The sequence below is a fragment of the Parabacteroides sp. KHUB-03 genome (assembly GCF_056640975.1).
On sequence record NZ_CM153257.1, the window covers coordinates 1,902,770 to 1,925,886 of the forward strand.

At 37.5% G+C, this 23,117-nt stretch carries 24 protein-coding genes; 9 read left to right on the top strand and 15 right to left on the bottom strand.

Annotated features, from left to right (window positions below; all coding sequences use genetic code 11):
* Positions 1-78: 78 nt before the first annotated feature.
* The 3 genes from ACYIB7_RS08260 to ACYIB7_RS08270 all read left to right on the top strand — a co-directional run bounded on the left by ACYIB7_RS08260 (position 79) and on the right by ACYIB7_RS08270 (position 3,899).
* Complete coding sequence (locus ACYIB7_RS08260; protein ID WP_480336736.1) at positions 79-1,536, top strand: MBOAT family O-acyltransferase; 1,458 nt, start codon at positions 79-81, stop codon at positions 1,534-1,536.
* A gap of 263 nt (positions 1,537-1,799) precedes the next feature.
* On the top strand, positions 1,800-2,459 hold the full coding sequence (locus ACYIB7_RS08265) for a hypothetical protein (RefSeq protein ID WP_480336738.1): 660 nt from the start codon (positions 1,800-1,802) through the stop codon (positions 2,457-2,459).
* Positions 2,460-2,525: 66 nt separating this feature from the next.
* A complete protein-coding gene (locus ACYIB7_RS08270) occupies positions 2,526-3,899 on the top strand; it encodes an aminopeptidase P family protein (RefSeq protein WP_103982491.1) in 1,374 nt (457 codons plus the stop codon).
* 73 nt (positions 3,900-3,972) lie between these two features.
* On the opposite strand, the gene ACYIB7_RS08275 is transcribed toward ACYIB7_RS08270, so the two are convergent.
* Positions 3,973-4,473 (bottom strand): thioredoxin family protein, encoded by a 501-nt coding sequence (locus ACYIB7_RS08275; RefSeq protein WP_103982492.1) that lies wholly within the window; start codon positions 4,471-4,473, stop codon positions 3,973-3,975.
* A 551-nt stretch (positions 4,474-5,024) separates the two neighbouring features.
* Positions 5,025-5,564 carry a hypothetical protein gene (locus tag ACYIB7_RS08280; RefSeq protein WP_103982493.1) on the bottom strand — a complete coding sequence of 180 codons (540 nt, stop codon included), beginning with the start codon at positions 5,562-5,564 and terminating at the stop codon, positions 5,025-5,027.
* Between the two features lie 154 nt (positions 5,565-5,718).
* On the opposite strand from ACYIB7_RS08280, the gene serB reads away from it, so the two are divergent.
* The 3 genes from serB to ACYIB7_RS08295 are packed head-to-tail and all read left to right on the top strand — an operon-like array spanning position 5,719 to position 7,766.
* On the top strand, positions 5,719-6,945 hold the full coding sequence (serB, locus tag ACYIB7_RS08285) for a phosphoserine phosphatase SerB (RefSeq protein WP_103982494.1): 1,227 nt from the start codon (positions 5,719-5,721) through the stop codon (positions 6,943-6,945).
* Between the two features lie 18 nt (positions 6,946-6,963).
* Positions 6,964-7,266, top strand: a complete 303-nt coding sequence (locus ACYIB7_RS08290; protein WP_103982495.1) for a Dabb family protein — start codon at positions 6,964-6,966, stop codon at positions 7,264-7,266.
* 26 nt (positions 7,267-7,292) lie between these two features.
* Positions 7,293-7,766 (top strand): C-GCAxxG-C-C family protein, encoded by a 474-nt coding sequence (locus tag ACYIB7_RS08295; protein WP_103982496.1) that lies wholly within the window; start codon positions 7,293-7,295, stop codon positions 7,764-7,766.
* 5 nt (positions 7,767-7,771) lie between these two features.
* On the opposite strand, the gene ACYIB7_RS08300 is transcribed toward ACYIB7_RS08295, so the two are convergent.
* Positions 7,772-8,476, bottom strand: a complete 705-nt coding sequence (locus ACYIB7_RS08300; protein ID WP_099465290.1) for an MgtC/SapB family protein — start codon at positions 8,474-8,476, stop codon at positions 7,772-7,774.
* A 125-nt stretch (positions 8,477-8,601) separates the two neighbouring features.
* On the opposite strand from ACYIB7_RS08300, the gene ACYIB7_RS08305 reads away from it, so the two are divergent.
* Positions 8,602-9,366 carry an exodeoxyribonuclease III gene (locus ACYIB7_RS08305; protein WP_103982497.1) on the top strand — a complete coding sequence of 255 codons (765 nt, stop codon included), beginning with the start codon at positions 8,602-8,604 and terminating at the stop codon, positions 9,364-9,366.
* A gap of 90 nt (positions 9,367-9,456) precedes the next feature.
* Here the strand turns inward: ACYIB7_RS08305 and ACYIB7_RS08310 are convergent, their stop codons facing one another.
* From ACYIB7_RS08310 to ACYIB7_RS08330, 5 genes are all read right to left on the bottom strand, one after another.
* Positions 9,457-10,368 (bottom strand): dihydroorotate dehydrogenase, encoded by a 912-nt coding sequence (locus tag ACYIB7_RS08310; protein ID WP_480336741.1) that lies wholly within the window; start codon positions 10,366-10,368, stop codon positions 9,457-9,459.
* Positions 10,356-11,135 (bottom strand): dihydroorotate dehydrogenase electron transfer subunit, encoded by a 780-nt coding sequence (locus ACYIB7_RS08315; protein ID WP_480336742.1) that lies wholly within the window; start codon positions 11,133-11,135, stop codon positions 10,356-10,358. Before ACYIB7_RS08315 ends, ACYIB7_RS08310 begins: the two co-directional genes overlap by 13 nt.
* A 61-nt stretch (positions 11,136-11,196) precedes the next feature.
* A complete protein-coding gene (locus ACYIB7_RS08320; RefSeq protein WP_200817935.1) occupies positions 11,197-11,646 on the bottom strand; it encodes a helix-turn-helix domain-containing protein in 450 nt (149 codons plus the stop codon).
* A gap of 833 nt (positions 11,647-12,479) precedes the next feature.
* Complete coding sequence (gene holA / locus ACYIB7_RS08325) at positions 12,480-13,502, bottom strand: DNA polymerase III subunit delta (protein ID WP_103982500.1); 1,023 nt, start codon at positions 13,500-13,502, stop codon at positions 12,480-12,482.
* Positions 13,503-13,514: 12 nt separating this feature from the next.
* Positions 13,515-14,291, bottom strand: coding sequence for an AMP nucleosidase (locus ACYIB7_RS08330; protein WP_099465297.1), 777 nt, complete (start codon positions 14,289-14,291; stop codon positions 13,515-13,517).
* A 46-nt stretch (positions 14,292-14,337) separates the two neighbouring features.
* Here ACYIB7_RS08330 and ACYIB7_RS08335 point away from each other — a divergent pair, with 46 nt between their 5' ends.
* Positions 14,338-14,793: a type I restriction enzyme HsdR N-terminal domain-containing protein gene (locus ACYIB7_RS08335; RefSeq protein WP_103982501.1), complete on the top strand. Its 456-nt coding sequence runs from the start codon at positions 14,338-14,340 to the stop codon at positions 14,791-14,793.
* Positions 14,794-15,207: 414 nt separating this feature from the next.
* Here the strand turns inward: ACYIB7_RS08335 and ACYIB7_RS08340 are convergent, their stop codons facing one another.
* The 7 genes from ACYIB7_RS08340 to ACYIB7_RS08370 form a co-directional block, all read right to left on the bottom strand.
* Entirely contained in the window at positions 15,208-15,426 is a 219-nt protein-coding gene (locus tag ACYIB7_RS08340) for a hypothetical protein (RefSeq protein ID WP_103982503.1), read from the bottom strand.
* A gap of 198 nt (positions 15,427-15,624) precedes the next feature.
* The gene (nqrF, locus tag ACYIB7_RS08345) at positions 15,625-16,914 is read right to left on the bottom strand and encodes an NADH:ubiquinone reductase (Na(+)-transporting) subunit F (RefSeq protein WP_103982504.1); all 1,290 of its coding nucleotides are present in this window, start codon (positions 16,912-16,914) and stop codon (positions 15,625-15,627) included.
* A 28-nt stretch (positions 16,915-16,942) separates the two neighbouring features.
* The gene (gene nqrE, locus ACYIB7_RS08350; protein ID WP_099465302.1) at positions 16,943-17,560 is read right to left on the bottom strand and encodes an NADH:ubiquinone reductase (Na(+)-transporting) subunit E; all 618 of its coding nucleotides are present in this window, start codon (positions 17,558-17,560) and stop codon (positions 16,943-16,945) included.
* A 23-nt stretch (positions 17,561-17,583) separates the two neighbouring features.
* Positions 17,584-18,213: an NADH:ubiquinone reductase (Na(+)-transporting) subunit D gene (locus ACYIB7_RS08355; protein WP_099465303.1), complete on the bottom strand. Its 630-nt coding sequence runs from the start codon at positions 18,211-18,213 to the stop codon at positions 17,584-17,586.
* Between the two features lie 3 nt (positions 18,214-18,216).
* Positions 18,217-19,029 (bottom strand): NADH:ubiquinone reductase (Na(+)-transporting) subunit C, encoded by an 813-nt coding sequence (gene nqrC / locus ACYIB7_RS08360; protein WP_103982505.1) that lies wholly within the window; start codon positions 19,027-19,029, stop codon positions 18,217-18,219.
* An 8-nt stretch (positions 19,030-19,037) separates the two neighbouring features.
* Positions 19,038-20,249, bottom strand: a complete 1,212-nt coding sequence (locus tag ACYIB7_RS08365; RefSeq protein ID WP_480336746.1) for an NADH:ubiquinone reductase (Na(+)-transporting) subunit B — start codon at positions 20,247-20,249, stop codon at positions 19,038-19,040.
* A 22-nt stretch (positions 20,250-20,271) separates the two neighbouring features.
* Positions 20,272-21,621, bottom strand: coding sequence for a Na(+)-translocating NADH-quinone reductase subunit A (locus ACYIB7_RS08370; RefSeq protein ID WP_103982506.1), 1,350 nt, complete (start codon positions 21,619-21,621; stop codon positions 20,272-20,274).
* A gap of 132 nt (positions 21,622-21,753) precedes the next feature.
* Here ACYIB7_RS08370 and ACYIB7_RS08375 point away from each other — a divergent pair, with 132 nt between their 5' ends.
* Positions 21,754-23,025, top strand: coding sequence for a type IX secretion system plug protein (locus ACYIB7_RS08375; protein ID WP_103982507.1), 1,272 nt, complete (start codon positions 21,754-21,756; stop codon positions 23,023-23,025).
* Positions 23,026-23,117 lie beyond the last annotated feature (92 nt).

A 23,117-nucleotide genomic window follows, 5' to 3' on the forward strand; every position in this document is an offset into this window, starting at 1 on the left:
GTTCCCACGCTCTTTATTTATAATACTCTATTAGCTTATCGTCAGGGAATTGAGATAAGATATGACACAACTCTGCTTATGTTATTCAATTCATTTGAATTCTTTATTTTCCTGCCGCTGGTATTCCTGGGGTATTGGTTTGTGTTCAAACCGTTAAAATGGCAAAACCTGTTTGTTATCTTTATTAGTTACCTATTCTATGGTTGGTGGGACTGGAGGTTCCTGGTGCTTATTGCTTTCACGTCGTTATGCAGCTACCTAAGTGGTATTTACCTTGAACGAAACGAAGGTGATCGCAATAAACAGAAATGGATTAGTGCGAGCAATATTACTCTGAACCTCTTTATCCTATGCTTGTTTAAGTACTTCAACTTCTTCTCTGAGAATCTGGGGATTCTATTCAAAGCATTCGGAATACAATTGGACTTTGTTACGCTAGATATTCTTCTACCTGTTGGCATCAGTTTCTATACCTTCCAAGCCTTAAGCTATACAATCGATGTTTATCAACACAAAATAAAAGCGACACATGATCCGATTGCCTTCTTTGCTTACATCAGCTTTTTTCCCCAATTGGTGGCCGGGCCTATCGAGAGAGCAACGAATCTGCTGCCGCAATTCAACCGTCCCCGTACCTTCGACTACGACAAGGCAGTAGACGGTATGCGCCAGATGCTTTGGGGATTCTTTAAGAAAATGGTAGTTGCGGATAATTGTGCCTTATTTGCCAATGGTATTTTCGAGAATTACCAGACGATGAGTGGAAGTGCCTTATTCATGGGGGCATTCTTCTTTACAATACAAATTTACGGTGACTTCTCTGGTTATTCGGATATAGCAATCGGTTGTGCCCGTTTGTTCGGAATCAATTTGATGCAAAATTTTAATTATCCCTACTTCTCAAGAGATATCGCCGAATTCTGGCGCAGGTGGCATATCTCACTTACAACCTGGTTCCGCGATTATATCTATATTCCCTTAGGCGGAAGCCGTGCGGGTAAATGGAAAGGATTTCGCAACACAATGATTATCTTTCTAGTTAGCGGCTTCTGGCATGGCGCAAACTGGACGTTTATTGTCTGGGGAGCTTATCATGCGTTGCTATTCTTACCTCTGCTCCTTTTGGGCAAAAACAGAAAATATAAAAATATAATTGCGGAAGGGAAACTATTCCCTTCATTCAAAGAGATAATTCAAATGGCAACAACCTTCCTGTTGGTAGTTATTGGTTGGGTTATATTCAGAGCAGAAACAATTATGCAAGCCTTTGAGTATTTGAAGGGGATGTGTGATTGGTCGTTATTTACAGTACCCCAAATGCAAGGAATCGGGATAACCCAAACACAAGCTGCAATTACATTATTATCAATCTTTATCTTATTTATTTTAGAATGGACTTATAGGAATAGACCTTATGGTATAGCGATACTCTTTCCTAACAAAACATACCAAAAATGTATTTATATATTAATAGGTATTATACTTCTTTTATTTAGACAACTTGATCAATCTGCTTTTATTTATTTTCAATTCTAATTTAGCTTATGAAAAAGTTCTTTGTATTCTTGGTTAAATGTAGCTGTATCTTTATGTTATGTTACGTTTTATTTATCATTTTATTAGTAATATTCTATACTAATAAAAATATTACGGACTCCTATATAGCGTCAGACTTTGATAAACATAATCGTTTAATTCAAATTTCTTCTCCTAAAATAGTATTTATAGGAGGTTCTAACATTGCGTTCGGATTACATTCTGAACTAATAAAAGATTCTCTACATATAGAACCTGTTAATATGGGTATAAGTGCCGGCATAGGACTGAAATATATGCTTAAAGAAGTTATTTCTCATTTAAAAACAAAAGACATATTAGTCATAATACCCGAATATGAACAGTTTTCACCTAAATGTTATTACGGAGAGGAAACTTTGTCTGAATTATTACAAATTAAAAAAGAATGGAAAGAGTTAGTGTTTCAAACTGACTGGGTTGCATTTCCAAGTTCTTTAATTTCGAGAGTCATAACAGATATAATCTACCACTTTACAAATAAAGCAACTCCTGAACGTTATAGTCGAATAAAATTTAATGAATATGGAGATTACATAGGACACTGGCAGTTCAAGCATCATTTAATATCAGCCCCGCCAATCACAAGCTCTTTCAGTCCTAAAGTAATTGAAGATATTAAAGGCATCATTTTGCAACTAGAGCATAAAGGAGTAAAAATATATTTAATACCGCCATGTTATCATGCAGATAATTACAGCTTAGATTCTCAACGGATTCTGTCCATTCAAAAAGAACTGCAAAAACAAGGAATTCCTTTTCTATCCAACCCGGAACGTTATGTATTTAATGATTCCTTATTTTATGACACTCAGTACCATCTTACAAAAGAAGGTGGTCTAATCAGAACCCAACGTTTGATTGAAGACTTAAAGCGCAAATGATTACTAAAGCATAATTATTCAAAAGATTATTTCTATCTTTGAAAACAACATATAAAACGTAATACTATGTTTAACAAAGAAATCTATATGGCCCGCAGGGCAAAATTAAAACAGACGCTGGGCTCCGGTCTGTTATTATTTCTGGGTAATGACGAGTGTGGAATGAATTATGCAGATAACACATATCACTTTCGTCAGGATTCTACTTTTCTTTATTTCTTCGGACTTCCGTATGCCGGATTAGCAGCAATTATTGATATCGACAATGATCGTGAAATTATCTTCGGAGACGAATTGACAATCGATGCTATTGTCTGGATGGGTACGCAGCCAACTTTAAAAGAAAAGAGCGAAAGTGCCGGAATCAAAGATGTCAGACCATTCAATGAAATAGAAACATATCTGAAAGATGCACAACAAAAAGGCCAGGCAATTCATTACTTACCTCCTTATCGTGCAGAACATCAGATCAAGCTACTGGCCTGGTTAGGTATTCGTCCGGGAGCTGAAAAACCATCCGTACCATTTATATATGGAGTTGTCAATCAGCGTAACTATAAGAGTAAAGAAGAAATTGCAGAAATAGAAAAAGCTTGTATCGTTACGGCAGATATGCACTTAACGGCAATGCGCACCGTACGTCCCGGAATACGCGAAAGTGATGTAGCTGCAGCTGTAGGCGAAGTTGCCTATGCTAACAATTACGAACTCTCCTTCCCTATTATCGCGACGATAAACGGACAGACGTTACATAATCATGACCACAGCCACATGATTAAGAGCGGCGATATGCTATTGCTCGATGCCGGTGCCGAAACAGAAATGGGCTATGCAGGTGATATGTCATCAACTATTCCTGCCGATTCTCAGTTTACGCCGCGTCAGAAAGAAATATACGACATTCAGGTAGCTGCCCACGAAGCAGCCGTTGCAGCTCTTCGTCCCGGTATTCCTTTTGTAGATGTCTACGAATTATCCTGCAAAGTAATTATGGAACGTCTGAAAGACCTTGGTTTTGTAAAAGGCGATCCGATGGAAGCCGTAAAAGCAGGTGCCCACGCACTATTTATGCCTTGTGGTCTTGGGCACATGATGGGATTGGATGTACACGACATGGAGAATCTTGGAGAAGTATACGTAGGCTACAACGGACAGCCCAAAAGCACAGAATTCGGACGCAAGTCCTTACGCCTGGGGCGTAAACTTGAACCGGGTTTTGTCCTTACAATTGAACCGGGCGTTTACTTCATACCCGAATTGATTGACTTATGGAGAGGCCAGAATAAGTTTACCGAATTTATCAATTACGAAAAAGTAGCAACTTATAAAGACTTCAGCGGTATCCGCAACGAAGAAGACTATCTGATTACCGAAAACGGCGCACGCCTGCTAGGTAAAAAGATACCTTTGCACACCGAAGAAGTAGAAGCTATCCGATAAGGACTAGACAAGCATAGAAATAAAAAAGGCTGTCCTCAATTAAAAGGACAGCCTTTTTGATAATAATCTTTCTTTAGATTTTCTTCAACACTTCAGTAAGTTTTTCCGGAGTCACGTTAGCTGCTACTATTACTCCTTTGTCGTTAATCAGAAAGTTTCTAAGTCCCCTTTGGAGATTATACTTCCGATACATTTCCGACTCCTTACCCAGTCCATCATGAAATTGCGTAGATAAATCCAGTTTATCAGCCTTTACTGTTTCAGTAAATATAGACGTCTTTTCGTCCAATGAAACAGAACGCATCGCAATTTTGTCCGAACCTAATTTGTTAACCTCATTCGCTAATAACACGTTACGTGCCCTCGATTCAGCATCGTAAGCCGCCCAGAAGTTGAGCAAAGTGTAACGTCCTGAATGATTCCGGAAATTGAAATCGCTTTCATTTCCTAAAGACTCTATTCTCGGAGCAAGATCACCTGGATTCACACCCTCAGTGAGCTTAGCTTCTTTTGAACCGGCAGACATTCCTAAGAAAGCAACCGATGCAATGAGAACATAAGTTCTAATCTTCATAATGTTATTTTTACGTTAAACTTAATCGGAGAAGAAAAAACAAACTCCGACTCCTGATTTTCAGGAAGGTATATAAAGACTGTTTCTTCGCTAAGAAACATATTCTTTACCCTTAACGGCAGCAAAGATACAGTTAATTATAGGTTTCCACCAAATTATATAATATATTTCTACTTATTTACAAGCTTTTTTATATGTTTTATCGCATATATCAGCATAAATTTAACTGTTTTGCAGCATATTTTTAGCAATTTCTAATTTACAAGTCCGGATATTATGTGTTTCTTTTCCTGCCTTTTTAGTAAAAAGTACAGTATAATTTATTCTTTTGGGCTGCTGAAAATTAATTTTGTCCTAGCTAAAATTTAATTTTGCCCCAGGTGAAAATTGATTTTTACCTGAGGCAAAAGAATAAATCATACTATAGAAACTGATAAATAATAGCCTGTCCGGAATTAAAAAACAAAGAGAAAAGATTCATAAACGGCATTGATAAATTCATATTGAACGGGCAGGAAATATGGGTAAAATAGAACAAAAAAGCCTGGTAATTAATTACCAGGCTTTTTCTTTATGTTTTCAGGAGGTGGCAAAGGCACACCTTCATTAATATATTCATCATATACAACCTTCGGATGATCTTGCGGTGAGGCCAGAATATTTTCCCCTTCAAAATTATCACGGCGAAAATTCTTCAACTTTAAGTTTTCCGCACTATAGTTTCTCAACGTTTCTTTTTTATCACCAAACAAAGAGCTATTCAGCACTTCCGAATTGAGTATATTCTCTTTTGGCGTTAACGATGGAAGGAGATTTTGCTCCAATAAGCCTCTGTAAGCTCCGATATACTCACACCAAACAGTTTTTCCACGTAAATAAATGCGATAGGTATAATTAGACCAGGCAGTAGTAACATGGACCTCTTCTTCCCAAATGTCGATTGAAGCCTCCGAGTCGAAATACGGATCCTTTATAATAACCCGTTTCAAGCCATGTTTTTCTTCCTTTACAAGGGTAAGCCATTTGTCTGAATGTAATACTTCGTCAATTATTTCGGGAAGCGTCTCTCTTATCTCAAACTGAATTCTCATACACATATGCCTGCCAGTCAGGACTTATTAAGGTCGCCAGGTTCTAAGTTAAACAATCCCTTTTTCTATATGTAACAAATATAGGGAAATTTGTTCGATGCTATGTCATATATTTACCTAATTCTTATGTACCTTTGCGCTATAATATCTTAATATGGTACAAAAAGACGAAATAATTCTGATTAATATAAACGGAACAGACCGACCTGGCGTAACTGCCGCCCTTACTGAAATATTAGCCAAGAACAATGCTGTTATCTTAGACATCGGCCAGGCCGACATCCATAGTCATTTATCACTAGGCATTTTGTTTCAAAGTACCGAAGGCAATTCCGGAGAAATACTAAAGGAACTTTTATTTAAAAGTTATGAATTAGACGTGAATATCCGGTTTAAGCCAATTACGGAAGACGAATACAACCAATGGGTCGGCATGCAAGGCAAGAACCGTTATATTATTACTATTTTAGGTCGTAAATTAACGGCTAAACAAATAGCAGGCGTTTCGCGCATTGTTGCCGAACAGGATATGAATATAGATGATATCAAGCGACTTACCGGACGTATTCCGCTGGATGAAAATGCACGTACACCCAAAGCCAGTGCAGAATTCTCTGTTCGCGGTACGCCCAAAAACAAAGAACAAATGAAAGCTGATTTCATGAAGCTATCATCTGAACAGGAAGTAGATATCTCATTCCAGGAAGAAAGTATGTTCCGCCGTATGCGCCGCTTGATTTGTTTTGATATGGATTCTACATTAATTGAAACAGAGGTCATAGACGAACTGGCAATACGTGCCGGTGTTGGAGATCAGGTTAAAGCCATCACAGAAGCAGCCATGCGTGGTGAAATTGATTTCTGTGAAAGTTTCCGCCAACGTTGTGCTTTACTGAAAGGATTGGATGTTTCAGTCATGCAAGAAATAGCAGAAAACCTGCCTATAACAGAAGGCGTAGATCGTTTGATGCATATTTTAAAGAAAGTCGGATTTAAAATAGCAATTCTTTCCGGAGGATTTACATATTTTGGTAACTACCTGAAACAGAAATACAACATAGATTATGTATACGCCAATGAACTGGAAGTCGCAGATGGCAAACTAACAGGTAACTATTTAGGCGATATAGTAGATGGTAAACGCAAAGCAGAATTACTCCGTTTGATTGCGCAAGTGGAGAACGTAGATATACGCCAGACTGTGGCCGTAGGCGACGGAGCAAATGATCTTCCTATGATTAGTATTGCAGGATTAGGTATTGCCTTCCATGCAAAGCCTAAAGTAAAAGCAACGGCAAAGCAATCTATTTCCACAATAGGGCTGGATGGTATATTATATTTCCTGGGATATAAAGATTCATACTTAGATGAGCAGATATAACTATTAAAATATAAAGATATGGTCAGACACATTGTTATGTTCAAGTTAAAAGAGTTTGCAACTCCGGCTGACAAACAAGCAAAAATGCAAGAAATCAAAGAAAAACTAGAAGCTTTGATTAACAAGATAGATGTTTTACGTATGATTCGCGTAGATTTCAATATCAACCCGGCAGAAACATGGGACCTAATTCTTACTACCGAACTTGATACCCTGGAAGACGTAAGCACATATGCCAACCATCCGGAACATGTTGCTGTATCTAAAGGAATTATAGGTCCGGTTAAAGAAGACAGAGCTTGCGTTGATTATAAATTCTGATAATCAACTTTTAATTTTGTATTATTATGAAAGACTTTGACATTGAAGAACGTGTAAAGCAAGCTGTAGAAAATTTTAATTCTGGTTATAACTGTTCGCAATCGGTTTTTCTGGCTTATGCAGATGTTTTTGAATTAACTTTAGATATGGCTAAAATGATGTCCGGTTCTTTTGGAGGCGGCATGGGACGTATGCGCGAAGTTTGTGGAACAGTAAGCGCAATGTCTATGTTAGCTGGATTCAAATATCCGGTATTAGATACTTCTGACCAGGCTGCACGTACAAAAAACTATGCAATGGTACAGAAAATGGCCGAATTGTTTAAAGAAAAACATCAAACAATTATTTGTCGCCAATTGCTTCCGGCAGCAGCAGCCGAATCAAACAGCCCTACTCCTTCTTTACGTACATCCGAATATTACAGCAAACGTCCGTGTGGCAAATTTGTTGAAGATGCAGCGCGGATAGCCGGAAGGATGCTTAAAGGAGAGCTGGAATAGACATTTTATGCCAATAATCTGATTTGGGATATATATCCAAGTTTTCGTATTTCAGCAAATAAAATGCTATACGAAGACTTGGATTTTACATTTACTTTATAAGTAATTATGGAAGTATTCTTATCATAATTATGTTCGTAAGACAAACTCACAATAAAGATGTTATTGTTTTCAAGGATCTCCCGTATGCCTTTTAAGTCTGGAGTTGAAGTAGAGCAATTAATAGTCAGCACTTTATTTACGCCATCCAGATACATTTTTCTTTCTAAACGTTCCAAGGAAACCAAAACAAATAGCGTAAAAGCCGTTGCGATTCCTGCTGCCAGAAACATACCGGCTCCAACAGCCAATCCAATAACAGCCATCACCCAAATACAAGCAGCAGTTGTTAAACCATGAACACTGCCATGGCTTTGTATAATAGCGCCGGCACCAAGGAAACCAATGCCAGTCAATACTTGTGCAGCAATTCGTCCCGGATCGCCATTCAGAAAGTTAGGATAACATTGTGGAATCCAAATAGAAATCAACATTGCTGCTGCCGAACCCATACAAATCAGCGTAAAGGTACGCATACCTGCATCCCGTCTTCTAAATTGTCGCTCTACACCAATGATAGCGCCCAGAAAAAAGCTGATTGCCAATCGTACGGTTGCCGTATAAGGCGTCACAACCGTGCTATTAAGTATTTCCTGCAAATGATCAAGCATAATTGTTTCTTTTATTAACGCAAATATATAGAAATAATCTATCGTGTATACAGATTTCTAACAACATAAAATGGATGAAAGTTCGTATCTTTGGATCAAGATATTTATTTATAAGATAAAAAGATATGAAAATCATAACCTATAATGTAAACGGATTAAGAGCAGCAGTTGGAAAAGGTCTGCCCGAATGGCTTGCCAAAGAGGCTCCTGATGTTTTATGCCTACAAGAAACAAAACTCCAGCCAGAACAATTTCCGGCAGAAGTCTTTGAAAGCCTGGGATATAAGTCTTTTCTTTATAGTGCTAAAAAAAAGGGATATAGCGGAGTTGCCTTATTGACAAAAACGAATCCCGATCATGTAGAATATGGTATTGGTCTAGAAAAATATGACAATGAAGGAAGATTTATTCGTGCTGATTTCGGCAATCTTTCTATTGTAAGCGTATATCATCCGTCCGGTACCAGCGGCGATGAAAGACAAGGTTTTAAAATGATATGGCTGGAAGATTTCCAGAATTATGTAGTTGAATTGAGAAAATCGCGCCCTAATCTGATTTTATGCGGAGACTATAATATATGCCATGAACCTATCGACATCCACGATCCGGTCAGGAATGCCAGAAACAGTGGATTTCTTCCAGAAGAAAGAGAATGGATGACGCGCTTCCTATCAGTTGGTTTTACCGATACATTCAGGTTTCTGCATCCTGATAAGCAAGAATATACGTGGTGGAGTTACCGGTTTAATTCGCGGTCTAAAAATAAAGGTTGGCGTATAGATTACTGTATGGTTACAGATTCCGTTAAGCCTTTACTTAAAGATGCTTACATATTAAATGATGCCGTACATTCAGATCACTGTCCGGCCGTTTTGGAGATTACGGAATAAGAAAAAAGCTAAAAGGAGAAAAGATCCCATTCGGATAAAATTCATATTTCTTTCGAGAGAAATCCAAATTCCTTCCGAATGGGATTTATTTTAAGCATCTAATGCACCTATCAATTCGCTGGCAGATTTAAAACCGTGGCGATTACAATATTCATTCAATCCATCAATTACTTTAACAGAAACTGTAGGATCTATAAAATTATAAGTACCGATCTGTATGGCAGTTGATCCTGCCAACATAAACTCTACAGCATCTTTCCAATTTGAAATGCCGCCTAATCCGATAATAGGAATCTTTACAGCCTTATAAGTCTGCCAAACCATACGTAAAGCTACAGGTTTCACACACGGGCCAGATAAACCTCCCGTAACTGTAGACAATACCGGTTTACGCTTTTCCGCATCAATAGCCATTCCCAGCATCGTATTTATAAGAGATACAGAATCTGCACCTTCAGCTTCTACAGCTCTGGCAATTTCCGTAATATCCGTCACATTAGGAGATAATTTAACTATCAGTGTTTTAGGATAAACCTTACGGACTGCGCGAACTACTTCTGCAGCTCCACCACAAGTGACCCCGAAAGCCATACCGCCTTGTTTCACATTAGGGCAGCTAATATTCAGCTCTATTGCCGGAATTTTATCTAATTCTGCTATTTTTTCGGCACATTGCACGTAAGTTTCAACGGACGATCCGCTTACATTTACAATCATGTGCGTATCAATATCCTTAATTTCAGGATAAATATGTTCAGCAAAATAATCAGCACCTTTATTCTGAAGACCTACAGCATTCAACATACCTGCAGGTGTTTCTGCCATACGCGGATAATTATTGCCTTCACGAGATTGAATGGTTGTCCCTTTTACAAAAATACCACCTAAACGGGTAATATCTATTAAATCGGCATACTCGATACCATATCCGAAAGTTCCGGATGCAGTCATAACCGGGTTTTTCAACTCCAGATTACCAATATTTACATTCAATTCAGCCATGTCAACTTATTTATATTAAATACAGGCCCTTCAGTACACACACACACATGATGGCCTTCGTTATCCTTTTCAACACAACATAAACATGCTCCGATACCGCACGCCATCGTATTCTCCAAAGAAACTTCACATGTAATAGACTCAGATGCCGCATATTTAGCTACAGCAACCATCATTGGCTTAGGTCCACATGTGTAAATCCTATCAAAATGTTGAGCTTTTAGTATAGAATGATTGGTTACATATCCTTTTTCGCCCAAAGAGCCGTCTTCTGTTGTAACATATACGGTACCAAATTGCTCAAATTGTTCCAATTGTAATACATCTTCCTTTGAGCGAGCACCTAAAAGAAACATAGGTTCCAATCCTGCACTTTTTAGTATAGCGCCAAGATATAGCATTGGGGCCGTTCCGACACCGCCGCCAATCAGTAAAACTTTTTCAGTATTACATTCCGGAATGGTAAATCCATTTCCTAAAGGTAAAATAATGTTGATAATATCCCCAGGACGATATTCGGCCATTTTTCGGGTTCCATCTCCAACTAATTGTATAAGCAACCATAGCTCATTAGTTTCCTTATCTATATAATTGATAGAAATAGGACGACGAAGAAATGTCGTAGGAGAGTTATCTACACGAACCTCCACAAATTGGCCCGGAATCATTTCTGGTAGAGTCTGATCGGAGGTTAGCTTTAGCAGGCAGTAATTTTTATGAAGGCGACGATTTTCAGTAACCTTCATATCTAAGATGTACTTCTTCATATATGATCACTCAATTTGAGTACAAAGATACATGAATATGGCATATATACCCAATATTGAGCTAGTCTTTCTTATTTTTTTCTGATACAAAAGTATCGAATGTATTATCTGAATAAAAAATCATTATTTTACTTACATTTTTAGAAGGTTTTTCTATTGGTATAACTTGTTCAACAACAGCTTGTTTACAAGTGTTTACAGGTATCTCAACCCCATTTTCCCTGCGATATTCGGGAACAACTTGTACTACGGGCGGATTTATTGGAGTATTAGAGAATAAATTCGGCTCTGTTAATACATGTTCCCTTATCATTTCGCCTTTTCCAAATAACAACCAGTCAGAATCTACATAAGTAAATCTCTCCAATATCTTAATAAGTACGTCTAAACTCGGATTATTTCTACCTGATATAATATGTGACATAGCAGAACGTTGAATCCCGATAGATTCAGCAAATTTAGAAGGGGTAAGTCCTTCTCGTTCCATTAGTTTTAATATACGATCTCTCATTATCTCTGATAGATATTATTGTTATGAAAACACTGACAATATGACTTGTTTACAATAATGATATACACATTTGTAGAACGACACAAATATATATTATTATTTCCATTTGTGCAATTTATTTTTATAAATCTAATCAGATACAACAGTAACATAAAATATACAATGATATACACTACGGTTGTAAACATCTAAAAAAGCTTAGTAAAATATCATAAAGTAAAACTTAAGGAATAGTATATAAACGATTGTTTATGTGATAATTATAATATATAAATAGGCGTAATTAAGCCTTCTTGTTTACATTTAGATTAGTAATAAAGGCAAAGTTTAAATAAGAAAATCAATAAACTTATATAAAATACTGGTTTTTGATTATTTATACTTTAATATATCGTAAATAAATAATTGAACTTTTTATACTGTTTACTTTACTAATATATACACTATACATATGTAACACAAATGTGTGATTGTATTTATGTAAACGTCACAATCATATGAATTACTTTTGTAACTGCATTTACATTTGTATCAAGAGTGAGCCTTATCACATTTGTAACAAAAAGAGAATGCTCCTATTTAAAGTTACTGTCATATTGTCTTATTTACAAAAAAGGGAATAAGACTAACAATGATAAAAAGCCTAAACACCCTATTATCGGCAGTATTTCTGTATAATTATGTTGACCGTTGTAAATATTAAATTCTCAAGAAGTAAAAAATGGCGTAAATAACTGAAATATAAAAAGAAAGGGCACTTTTTCAGAATAATTATTTCTTTTATTCTGGAAAAAGTGCCCTTTCCTCCTTATTCAAATTGATAAAATATAGGCTCAGTGTAATATTTTAAATAAAAGTTCTTTTAGTAAATCCGAATCAGTAGCAGAACTATTCTCTACACCTTTTGATCTTGCGTCGGTAGTTCGTATATCCCCGATCAAATTAAAAACTTTCATTGCAGGATAATTTCTTAGACCGGTAATATAATCCTTCACCTGAAAATTACCTCTTAAACCTAATGCAGCCATAAGCCCCGCTTCCGAACGATCTTTTGTATAATAACAAATCAAAAGATTAGAAAAATAATTAAACAACACAGGAAGTGTCATTTGTATCGGATTATTTTTTGGATTTTTTTCAAAGTATTGCGCTATACGATTTGCTTTAAGTATATCTTTCGAAGCTAAGGCTTTTATTAATTCAAAATTATTATATTCTTTACTTATCCCGATGTTCTGTTCGATCATTTCTGGAGTGATGCGTTTTAAGCCCTTTTCAGGCAATAAAATTGCCAGCTTGTCCAATTCCTTATTCAGGCGGCTCAAATCGTTTCCAAGGAAGTCTGAGAGCATCTGAGAGGCTTTCATGTCGATATCTATAGCCCGCTGTTTCATTAATGAAATGATAAAAGTAGGCATTTTGTAATCCGGTACTTTTTTTGACTCAAATAAAACACCTGTTTTTTCCGCTGCTGCAGCTAGAGATTTCCTTCTATCCAGATTTTTATATTTATAATTTATAACAAGAACCGTAGATGCTAATGGATTTTTTACATAATTAGTCAATAATTCTATATCCCGCACCATTTGTGCTTCGCGCACAACGATGAGCTGATAATTAGACATCATAGGAAATCTACGTGCAGCATTGATTATTGCCGAAGCATCCGTATCTGCACCATACATAATAATTTGGTTAAAATCACGCTCCGATTCTTCCAAAACACTGTCTATCAACAAATCAGTAATTCTATCCATGAAAAAAGGTTCGTCACCCATCAATACATAAACAGGTTGAAACTTTTTTGCAGTTATATTCCTACAGATTTCTTCAAAATTATATTCTTTTTTAGCCATCCTTATACCATGTTACCAGCTGAAACGAATATGACGAATTGTTTTCTTTCCATTTATTATCTGTAACAAAGCCTCTATTCCCAACAAGACATGTTCACCTACAAAGCTTTGTGTCACTTTCCGGTCACTTTCCTCGGTTTTTACCCCTCCTTCATCCATTGGTTTATCAGAAATCATAAGTAAAGCGCCAGTCGGTATTTCATTGGCAAAACCGGCGGTAAGTAATGTTGCAGTTTCCATATCAATGCCTGTAGCGTGTGTTGAACGCAGATAATCCTTAAAATCCCTATCGTACTCCCAAACCCTACGATTCGTAGTATATACTGTCCCCGTCCAGTAATCGCGCCCTTTATCACGGATGGCGGATGAAATAGCACGTAACATGGAAAATGCCGGTAATGAAGGAACTTCCGGCGGCAAATATTCATTAGAAGTACCTTCACCCCGAATGGCAGCTATAGGAAGAACGTAATCTCCTAAGTTATTTGCTTTTTTCAGGCCACCACACTTGCCTAAAAATAATACAGCCTTCGGTTTTATAGCTGATAATAAATCCATTATAGTTGCAGCATTCGCACTCCCCATTCCAAAATTAATGATAGTAATACCTTCTGCCGAAGCGTTAGGCATTGAACTTTTCAATCCTAAAATCGGGACTTTAAAATGATCAGCAAATATCTCGACATATTTAGTAAAATTCGTCAGAAGAATATACTTAGTAAAGTCTTCCAGCCTCCGCTCTGTATATCGAGGCAACCAATTTTCTACGATTTCTTGTTTTGTTTTCATAAATAACTACCTTTGATGGTAAAATATCAATTAGCAAATATAGTAAATGCTCTCGTTAAATTTACCAACATTCGCTGTCAATATAGCTGAAAAAGAAGGGAAGCGCATGATTTTGGATATTGTAAGACGCAAATACGTAGCTCTCACTCCAGAAGAATGGGTACGGCAACACTTTGTTAATTATCTTTTTACTACAAAAGGGTTTCCACATGAACTTTTGGCCAATGAAGTTTCCATCAAACTGAACAACACGTCAAAACGTTGTGATACAGTAATCTACAATCGTTTTTTAATTCCTTTAATGATCATAGAATATAAAGCTCCTCACATAGAAATAACGAAAGAAGTATTTGACCAAATTGCAAGATACAATATGGCTTTAAAGGTAGAATACCTGACAGTAAGTAATGGTATACACCACTTCTGTTGCAAAATTAACTACAACACACAAACATATACTTTCCTGGAAGATATACCCGAATATACTGATTTGGGGAAATAAAAAACTTTCTATCCTTAAAAAAAGACAGAATATTCACATTATAAAATGACTCTCCCCTTATCCTTCAACGCATAAACTGTAGACGGATAAGGGTTCGTCAGCCCAACCATTGATAAGGAGGAGGCAAATAGCTTTTCCTAAAAAAGATATCTGACAAAAAAACGCGGATTGTTACTTTTCCGGAAAAAACGAAAATAGTTTCAGAAGAGAAAGTTTTATTTTGGAATTCCAGTCCGGGGAAAGGGAATAGTATCAAAATAAAACTCTGCACAATAGACAAAACAGTAAACCACAGAGAATCTTGAATATATTGAGTTGAAAAATATTGCATATTTTGTACGTTACTAATTAAATTGCAACAAACATAGCAATATTTATTTATCAAGCAAATAATATTTGACCAAAAAGATGTTTTTAATTAAAAAAACTATTTTTTTCCATCATCTTCAGTATATTCAAATTCATTTTCTTTGCATATAACTCGATAGAATCTGATTTATATTCATATCTCATGGCTTCAGGTGTAGTAGTAATAACCTGTTCCGGAGTACGTAGTTTCATATCTTTCTCCTTATCAAAGAATAAAGAATAACCCAATAACACTACAAAAAATGATAATATCAACGGCTTCATGTCTACTTCTTTTAAATCTACATTAGCTTAGATGTAATTATAACGCTAAACGCTGCATTATATTTCATGTTTTTTGGAGAATAAGGTAATTTATTTTCTTTTTCCGCAAAAAAACATCTGGTAATGTGCTTTTTTTAGAAACAAAAACGGGGAAAGAATGTTCTCCTTTCCCCGTAATAAATAAACCGTGATTTATCTTTAAGCTCCGAAATCATCGAAGTGTAACATCTCACGCGGAACACCCAGATTATCAAGCATATTTTCTACAGCTTTTGACATTGGGCCCGGACCGCACATATAGTATTCTATATCTTCAGGAGCTTCATGATCCTTCAAATAAGTATCATAAATTACCTGATGAACAAAACCTGCCGTATATTTTACACCTGCAGCATCTGCAGCAGGATCCGGACGATCCAATGCCAAATGGAATGTAAAATTAGGAAATTCCTTTTCAATTGACAGGAAGTCCTCCAAATAAAATACTTCATTCAATGCACGGGCACCGTAGAAGTACGACATCTTACGATCCGTAGTCTTCAAAGTATTCGTCATATGCATAATCTGAGCACGTAGAGGAGCCATACCGGCACCACCACCAATCCACATCATTTCGCGCTTAGAGTTGAAAATCGGGTGGAAATCACCATAAGGGCCGCTCATAGTCACTTTATCACCCGGCTTCAGGGTAAAAATATAAGAAGACGCGATACCTGGCATTACATCCTGGAATCCAGGACCCTGATCTTTCGGTTTGAACGGCGGAGTAGCAATACGTACAGTCAACATGATACGATCGCCTTCTGCCGGATAGTTAGCCATTGAATAAGCACGGATAGTCGGCTCGTCATTCTTACATTTCAAGCCGAATAAACCAAAGTTTTTCCAGGCTCCCATATATTCGTCGCCAATTAAGTTCTTATCTATATCCTTGTCATAGTCCATAGAATAAGCAGGAATCTTAATCTGGGCATAAGAACCCGGAATAAAGTCCATGTGTTCTCCCTTCGGCAAAGCAACGATAAATTCTTTGATAAAAGTAGCAACGTTCTTATTGCTGATAACTTCACATTCCCATTCTTTAACACCGAATACTTCATCCGGAACCTGAACAGTCATATTTTCCTTTACTTTACACTGGCATGCCAAACGCCAATTATCTTTCACCTGCTTACGAGAGAAAAATCCCTTTTCTGTTGGCAAAATTTCACCACCGCCTTCAATAACCTGAGCACGGCACTGTCCACATTTACCACCACCACCACAAGCTGACGACAAGAAAATACCGCCACTCTGCAAAGCGCCAAGCAGCGTTCCACCTATAGGAGTTTCTATTTCTTTTTCCCCATTTACCTCCAGCTTCACATTACCGGACGGTACCAATTTTGCTTTAGCGTACAACAATGCACCTACAAGGATCAGTGTAACCAAAAGGAATACAACTGCCCCTGTTGCAATAGTAAGTCCGCCAGACATTAATAAAGTCATCTTTATTTCTGATTTAATGCGTTAATACTTAGATCTTAAGTCCGGAGAAGCACATAAATGCAATACCCATCAGACCTGTAATGATAAAGGTAATACCCAGACCTTTCAATGGTTTAGGGATATCTGAGTAAGTCAATTTCTCACGGATTGCAGCCATACCAACAATAGCCAGCATCCATCCGATACCAGAACCTAAGCCATAAACAGTAGCAACTCCCACGTTAGGGAATGCTTTCTGCTGCATAAACAACGAACCACCCAAGATAGCACAGTTTACAGCGATCAGAGGTAAAAATATACCCAATGATGCATATAATGACGGTGAAAATTTTTCGACAGCCATTTCAACTAACTGTGTAAAAGAAGCGATTGTAGCAATAAAGAGGATAAATGAGAGGAAGCTCAGATTTACATTCTGAAAATCAGCCCCTAACCAACTAAGCGCTCCTTCTTTCAATACATAGTTCTCAAGCATATAGTTAATAGGCAATGTACAAACAAGGATGAATGTTACCGCCATACCTAATCCTAAAGCAGTCTTCACATTCTTAGAAACAGCCACGAACGAACACATACCCAAATAGTATGCGAAAATCATGTTGTCAACAAAGATTGAGCGGACAAATGTGCTTAAATATTGTTCCATTCTATTTTCTGTTTAATGGTTTCTTAATTTTCCTGTAGTTCTTTGTTACGTGAACGGTGAACCCATATAATTACGGCGACAACGATCAGGGCCATAGGAGGCAGAATCATCAACCCGTTGTTTACATAGCCGAAGTCATAAAATGCCTGCGGGATAACCTGGAAGCCCAGCAATGTACCAGAACCAAGTAATTCACGAAAGAATCCAACAATAATCAGAATCAACGCATATCCTAAACCATTACCGATACCGTCCAGAAAAGATTCCCACGGACCATTACCCAAAGCAAATGCTTCCAAACGTCCCATCAGAATACAGTTTGTGATAATCAAACCTACAAATACAGACAATTGCTTATTGACATCATAAGCAAAAGCCTTCAGAACTTCACTTACGATTGTTACCAAAGCCGCAACAACTACCAACTGAACAATAATACGTATACGATTAGGAATCGTATTACGAAGCAGTGATATAATTACATTGGCAAAAGCCACGACAGCCGTTACTGAAATACCCATTACAATAGCCGGCTCCAGTTTTGATGTTACAGCCAATGCAGAACATATACCCAGCATCTGAACGATAACGGGGTTGTTTGCACTCAACGGGCCTAACAACGTTTCCTTATTCTTATTAGATAATAATCCCATTTTTTACTGATTTTGTGAAGTTAAAAACTTAACATAGCCATTCAAACTATTGAACAACATGGCATCAACACCTTTACTTGTAATTGTACCACCGGAGATGCCGTCAATATAATCCTGACCGGCAACACTCTTTCCTGGTTTGACAACAGCAATTGACTTGAATACACCATCTACAAAAATATGTTTACCAACAAACTCTTTGCTGAACGCAGGCTTAGAAATTTCAGCACCCAGACCCGGAGTTTCTCCCTGGTGGCTAAAGTCTGCGCCATAAACTGTATTCTTATCCTGGTCCAAAGAGATGTAACCCCAAAGCGGTCCCCAAAGCCCTGCACCGTGCAAAGCCAGAATATATTTGGTTTTACCGTCTACATTTGCAATAAATACCGGATACTCATGTTCTGCTGCTGCTTTCACCACATCAGCGCTAAATGCGTCACCTTCTACTTTTTCACCATTTTCATTAACTAAGAATGCTTCCTTAATCAATTCATTATATTTGGCTTCGGCTTCAGAAGCAGGAACCGTTACATTAATAGAACGAAGAATCTGTTGTCTCTTATCGTTTTCTTCATTCTTTTGCTGGAAAGATCTCAGGGATTGAGAAGTAAAAGCCAGCACAACTGCAACTAATACAACCATTACGGATGCATATATTATAGTATAAGCATTACTATTACGGTCTATTCCTTTCTTCTCAGCCTTTACTTCTTCAAATTCTGAAGCAGGAGCTGCACAAATAGGACACACGTCAGGCGCCTTATCTCCTTCGTGGACATAGCCACATACTTTACATCTAAATTTCTTTGTAGCCATACTCCTTCTTATTTATTCATTGTAATACTACGTTTCAATCTGTGGGTAATATTAGCTTCCACTACATAATAATCGATCAACGGAGCAAATACGTTCATCAGCAAGATAGCCAACATCATACCTTCAGGATAACCAGGATTCAATGCACGGATAATAATAGCCATAACACCAACAAGGAAACCGTAGATATATTTACCTGTTTCCGTACGGGCTGATGTTACAGGGTCTGTTGCCATAAACACAGCACCAAAAGCAAAACCTCCTAAAAACAAATGATCAAGAGGAGTCACAGCCATTGCTACCGTACTACCGATCATATTAAATATTGCAGCCATGAATGCTCCACCAACAAATACAGAAATCATAGTTTTCCAACTAGCAATCTTTGTAATTAATAAGATGGCTGCTCCAATTAAAATAGCCAAAACAGAAGTTTCACCGATAGAACCCGGTATCAATCCGATAAATGCATCCATAGTTGTAAGCGGATGTCCCAAAACATCAACGGCTTGGAAAGAACCAACCATATCATTCGGAGCAACAGCAATCTGACCTAATGGAGTTGCACCGGAGAATCCGTCTACAACCTGACCGCCTCCAATTCCAAACGTATCAGCGGTACGAACCCAAACCTGATCGCCGGACATTGCTGCCGGATAAGCAAAGAACAAGAATGCGCGGGTTACTAATGCCACATTAAATACATTATAACCTGTACCTCCAAATACTTCCTTAGCAAATATTACAGCAAATGCAGTAGCTACAGCAATCATCCACAGTGGAGTATCCACCGGAACAATCATCGGGATCAAGATACCGGATACAAGGAAACCTTCCTGAATTTCCTCCTTCTTAGCCTGAGCAACAGCAAATTCTATACCCAAACCAACTACATACGAAACAATGATCTTAGGCAATACGGCCAAAAGACCAAAAATAAAAGTCATGCAAAATCCGGGATCAGCACCTACTGCCAAGTTATGCTGATAGCCGACATTATACATACCAAAAAGCAAAGCAGGCAACAAAGCAATCACAACAACTATCATTGTGCGCTTTGAGTCAATACTGTCATGAATATGTACGCCTGATTTTGATGTTGTATTCGGAACAAACAAAAATGTTTCGAAACCATCAAACACAGAACGGAACATCGCCAGCTTTCCGCCCTCCTCAAAGTTAGGCTTAATCTTGTCGAGATAATTCCTTAACGCTTTCAATGTATTCTAATTTTTAATGTTATTAATTCATTTCCTTGTACATCAGGTCAAGACCATTGCGTACTATTTTCTGTATTTCTATCTTCGAAGTATCTACAAATTCGCATAAAGCAAAATCTTCAGGAGCTACTTCGTATATACCCAGGTTTTCCATCTTATCAATATCAAAAGCAATAATCGCTTTCAACAGATATTCCGGATAAATATCCATAGGGAATACTTTATCATACTCGTTAGACATGATCATGGCACGTTTACCACCTTTAATACGGGCATCTATAACATATTCTTTGTTTTTGCCAGACAACCAGGTCAGATAAGAATGACTTGTACTATACTTTCCAAAACCGGGAACACCCCAACCCAGGAACTCATGAGTATCATCACCTTCAGGAATAATAGTTATCTGATTATCGTATGCACCCAGATAGCCGTCATTCAAAACCTTAGTACCGGTCAATACATTGCCACTGATAATACGAACATGTTCATTATTATTCAATATCTTACCTTTTACAAGACTTTCGATTGTACATCCGGCTATTGTTTTGATATATCCTCTTTCTGTCGTTTCAGAACCTGTTATCGCAACCAAGCGGCTAAAGTCGGCAACACCTTTATTAAATAAGCGTCCGATCATAATAACATCAGCAGGATTAACGGTCCAAACAACTTCCCCTTTATTAATAGGCTTAACATGATTAATCTGTACCCCTACATTAGCTGCAGGGTGCGGACCTTCCACTTCTATAATTTCAACATTATTTGCTTTTACGGAAGAACCTCTCCTTATTCCAACATATACCTTTCCGGTGGTAAGTTTAGCAAGAGCATCCAATCCTGTCTGAAAATCAGCTTCTTGTCCTTTTATAATAAAATCGAAGTCTGGAGCTAACGGAGCCGAATAAAACGCAGAAACAAAAATGTCACGCGGAAAATCGGTAGGCGTTGCAACAATGTCATACGGACGTTGTTTGATACAAGGCCACAAGCCGGCATTCAAGATAGCATCTCTTACTTCTTCACCATTCAGCGAGGCTACATTCTTTTTGCCGAATTCTTCATATTCGATCTGCGCATCCGGCTTTACAACAATGTTCAGCACTTTACGCTTTTCTCCTCGGTTTACGGCAGTTACTTCACCACTTACTGGCGAACCAAACTTGATTTCGGGACGGTTCTTGTCAATCATTAATACAGAACCTGCTTTGACTTTATCTCCTACTTTGACAACAACTTTAGGGATAATACCGTTATAATAATCGGGGACAATAGCATACGTGGCACTATTTCCTCCGTTTAACAGTACATCCGAAGCTTTGCCCTTCAGATTAATGTCTAAACCCTTTTTAATCTTTATCACATTTGCCATGATACAACTAAAATTGTTTATATGTAATTTTCCCGCAAAAGTAAACATTTTTTTATGCTTAAAAGCAGGTTTAGAGAAATAATTAGAGAAATAATTCCATAATTTTGCACCGGCAAAGAAATAATAAAGAAAATGAAAGTATTTGGTACACTAATAATGCTACTCTGCTTCATCGGAATACCGGTGAAAGCACAACAAACGACGTATTATACAAACGTTAGCAACAAGCAAATAAAAACGCTCCAGGTAAAGGTTGCCGGAGAAATGTTTTCTAATCCATGTATCGAATTAAATGGAGAAGATCGTATAGAAATAAATTTTGATGCATTGAATTCAGGAGGAGTACGTTATGCTTATTCTTTGATCCATTGTAATGCCGATTGGACGAAGTCTATCCTTTCTCCTATTGAATACATGAATGGTTTTCAAGGTATGACAATCGATGATTTTGCAAATTCAATGGGTACTACCGTACAATACACCAACTATCGTCTTCTTATACCGAATGAAGATGTGCAACCAAAAGTATCAGGGAATTATGCTCTTACAGTATATAAGGAAGATAATCCCGCTGCAATAGTATTTACGGCTTGTTTTTCTGTTGTAGAACCTATCGTTGGGGTTTCTGCCTCCGTTAGTGGCAACACTGACATTGACACAAACCAAAGCCACCAGCAGGTAAGCTTTGCCATCAACAACAAAAACTTTTCAATTCCTTATCCGCAAACCGACCTGAAAATATGGGTGTACCAAGACAATCGCCGCGATAATGCAGTAACAGGATTACAACCTATGTCTATCCTGGAAAACCAGATCACCTATTCCAACAACCCAAAACTCATATTTGAAGCAGGAAATGAATACCGGCGTATGGAGTTTCTGAGCAACAAATATAACGGTATGCATATACAAAATATCACTTTCCACAACCCGTATTATAATGTGGAACTTATGAAAGATTACAAACGCACCAGCGAAAGTTACCAGTATGACCAGGATCAGGACGGACGCTTTTTTATTCGTTGCAGCAACTGTAATGATCCCGACACGGAAGCCGATTATTTTATAGTTCACTTCACATTAGCTTGCGATGAAATCCCTGAAGGGAATGTCTATTTAAACGGAGAGCTATATAATAATGTATTAGACAACAATAGTAAAATGGACTATAACCCGGAAACAAACCAATACGAAAAAGCTGTATTATTAAAGCAAGGAAGTTACAACTATCAATATCTGTTTGTTCCGGATGGGCAAACTGTTGGAGAAACCGCTCCTATCGAAGGAAATTTCTATCAAACGGAAAACGAATATTCAATTTATGTATATTATCACCCGATGGGGACAAGATATGATCGTTTGATTGGTGTAACATCAGTTAAAAACGCTATGCAGGTATTTTAAAACCGTCCCGATGATTTTATAAAAAGATCCCGATGTTTTTTCGAAACCATCGGGATCTTTTCTAAATCATTGTTGTTTCCGCTCCTGTCTAT